1 protein-coding gene is annotated in these 3,404 nt (G+C 69.0%); it reads left to right on the forward strand.

Annotation, left to right across the window (positions count from 1 at the left end; genetic code table 11):
- The first annotated feature begins 588 nt into the window (after positions 1-588).
- Positions 589-3,078 (forward strand): DEAD/DEAH box helicase, encoded by a 2,490-nt coding sequence (locus JHAT_RS33290; protein WP_077802004.1) that lies wholly within the window; start codon positions 589-591, stop codon positions 3,076-3,078.
- Positions 3,079-3,404 lie beyond the last annotated feature (326 nt).

The raw sequence follows: 3,404 nt of genomic DNA on the forward strand, positions 1-3,404 counted from the left end.
CGCGGAGCGGTTTTCAATTCGCGCAGCGAATTCGCTCGTTGCTCAGCGCGCAGCGCTGAGGGACCGCTCCGCGGGTTTTTGAAATGCGCTGCGCGCATTTCTGTAATTCACGCTGCGCGTGAATTCGAATTTCCGCTGCGCTCCAATCCGTGGGGGGCCGGTTCCGCTGCGCTGCACCGGCCCGGGGCGTCCGCTGCGCTCCCGCCCACCCGGCTCCGCCGGGGCGGCAACGAGGGGGGCGGGTGACGGTGCATCAGTTTGGCTACCAGGTAGGACCCCGAACGGACCGTCACCTCCGACCCAAGGCCGGCCACCCCGGCATGCACTACCAGGAGCAGGAGGACCGGGGGCGGGGGAACGGGCCCGGTCTCGGTCGGGAAGACTCCTGAAGGGGCCGGTCCGGAATCCTCAACCATATGGGTAAAAGTAGCATCTGTCATGCCGTCATGGGGCGAGAATCGGCCAACTGTCAGACGAGGTGATGTAGGGCCTCGCCACCTGTCACAGCCGTGGTGCATCATGTGATGCATCGGGTAGCATCCCGAACGCTTCCCACCTCACCTGGTGGTCCTGGAGGAATTCTCAGTCATGGCCGATGAAATCAAGCTCCGTCCGCATCAGGAAGAGGCTGTGGAGGCCATTGTGTCCGGCCTCGCCATCAGGCCCGGCCAGCGCATCCCAGACAATGGCCTGCGCGGTCAGGTGCACGCCGCGTGCGGCACGGGAAAGACGTTCATCGCCGCTGCCGCCGCCCACCGCATTGCGCCTCACGGCCGCGTGCTGGTGCTCGTTCCGACCCTGGCGCTGCTTTCCCAGACGGTGCAGGAATGGCGGGCGTTCGGGCACGCGGGGCCGATGGTGGCGGTGTGCTCGATCGAGGACGATCCGCGGCTGTACTCGCTGGGGGTGCCGTCCACGACCAGCGCGCCGCAGCTGGCTCTGCACTGGGGCAGGGGGCCGGTGACGGTGTTCGCCACCTACGCTTCCCTGCCGGTCCTGATCGAGGCTCATGAGGGCCTGTACGGGCTTCCGATGGACGTGTGGGACCTGGTGGCAGTCGATGAGGCGCACCGGACCAGTGGTCATCTGAGCAAGGCGTGGGCGGCTGTGCATGATCAGGAGCAGGTGCCGGCGATGCGGCGGCTGTATCTGACGGCGACTCCGCGGATCTGGATGGAGCGGCCCCCGCGCCGGCGCTGGGAGCGTGAGGTCGAGGGGGCGCCGGTGCCGCGTGATCCGCTGCCGGAGGAGATGGCCTGTTCCATGGACGATGAGGCCATCTACGGGCCGGTTCTGTGGTCGATGGCGCTGTCGGAGGCGATCTCGCGGGGGCTGCTGGCGCGGTACCAGATCGTGGTGGTGGAGCTGCGGGACCCGCAGTTGACGCTCCAGAAGCTGCACGGTGAGGAGCGGTACGAGGAGCACGTGCGCGGTGAGCGGCTGGCGGTGCTCCAGGCCGCGCTGCTGGAGACGATGAGCGAGCACCGGCTGAGCCGGTGTATCACCTTCCACCACCGCACCATCGAGGCGCGGGCCTTCGCCGAGGGCCTGGAGCGGGTGGCGCGCCGGCTGCACGCGGCCGACCCCGAGCGGCATCCTGAGCGGGTGTGGGCGGGGTGGCTGTCGGGCGAGCAGGACCAGGAGGTGCGCGGCGAGCGGCTGCGGACGTTCGGGGCGCGGGCGGGGCGTGCGGTGATGTCGAATTGCCGTGTTCTCGGTGAGGGCGTGGACGTGCCGAGCGTGGACAGTGTGGCGCTGATCGACCCGAAGGGGTCGGCGGTGGATATCGTCCAGGCCATCGGTCGTGCATTGCGTCAGAAGCCGGATCAGGGGAAATTGGCGACGCTGATCGTGCCGATTTTCCTGGGTGAGGACGAGCGTCCGGAAGACATGCCGTATTCCGCGTCGTATCAGCCCTTGGTGAAAGTGTTGTCCGGGCTGCGGGCGCACGATGAACGTGCCGTGGAAATGCTCGCTGCGCCGCAGGAAGACAGCAAGCGCGCGGAAGCGGCGTCGTCCTGGCTCGGTGAGGAACCGGAGGGTGAGGACGCGGAGGAGAACCGGCTGCTGCTGCGGTTCGGGACCCGGCGGGACCCGGCGCTCGTCGCCCAGTTCGTGAAGTACCAGCTGATCGAGCCCGAGCACGCGAACTGGAAGGCCGGGCACCGCGCGGCGGTCGCCTACCGGCAGCGCGAGGGCCACCTGGCCGTCCCCTACAACCACGTGGAGGGCGGCCCGGCCGGTGCGCCGGCCGCGTGGCAGGGCGGTGGTTTCCCCCTGGGCAGGTGGCTGTCCGACCAGCGGCGGGCGATGCGCTCCGGGCATCTGGCTTCCGAGCGGGTGGAGGACCTGGAGGAGCTGGGGATCGTGTGGGAGCCGGCCGACGAGGCGTGGGAGGAGAACCTGGGAGCCGCCCGCGCCTACTTCGACGCCTACGGCACGCTCGCGGCCCCCGTGACGGCGGCGATCCTGGACAGGCCGGTGGGGCAGTGGCTGGCCAACGCCCGTAAGAAGGGCGGGCTGGGCAAGGACCCGGTCCGGGCGCGGCGGCGGGCCGATCTGTTGGAGGCGATCGATCCGGACTGGCGGCCCCAGTGGCCGGTGGACTGGCAGCGCCACTACGCCACGCTGAAGAACCTGGTGGCTGCGGGCAGTGAGCTCGCGTCCGTGGAGCCGGGGACGGTCGTTCATGGCATGGACATCGGCCGGTGGCTGGCCACCCAGCGGCAGGACTGGCCGCAGCTGAGCGACGGGCAGCGTGAACGGCTCACGCAGCTGGGCGTGGAGCCTGCCGAGCGGCCCGTTCCGGCGCAGGCAGGAGCAGGAGACGCGGCAGCGGGTAAGCGGCCGTCTGGGAGCCGCTCAGCGGCCTTCGAGCGGGGCGTTGCGGCCCTGGCTCAGTACAAGGCCCGCACCGGATCCGTCACCGTGAGCCGGGGCCATGTGGAGCGGCTGGAAGATGGGAGCGAGGTGCGCCTCGGGGTGTTCCTCAGCAACAGCAAGAGCAGGCGCGCCAAGCTGGGCGCCGACAAGCTTGCTGCACTGGCCGCCCTCGGGCTGGAGTGGGCTGGGGCGTAGCTGCGCTAGACCGGTGCTGACCTGGTGGTTAACGGGCATCTGCGATCGCAGGTGCGATCGCACAAACCCACCCTCGTACATCCATGGGTGCGCTAGGGTGGGGTCACCGACTTAATAGACGACTAAATAGACTACTAGTTGGCGAATTAAGTCGGACGGGGCCCTCACCGCTGCAACGGCAAGAGCCCCGCGCCCGTACTCAGACGCCGTTCCCAGCTCAGCTGCGAAGAGCTGGGGGCGGCGTCAGTGGTGAGGCCAAGCCCACGTGTGGACCATTTGCCCCACCCAGTACGCGGTGGCCGCCACCGGAACCATCCAGAGTCGGA

Origin of the sequence: Streptomyces sp. JHA26 (genome assembly GCF_002005565.1) — a bacterium.
Taxonomy (GTDB): Bacteria; Actinomycetota; Actinomycetes; order Streptomycetales; family Streptomycetaceae; genus Streptomyces.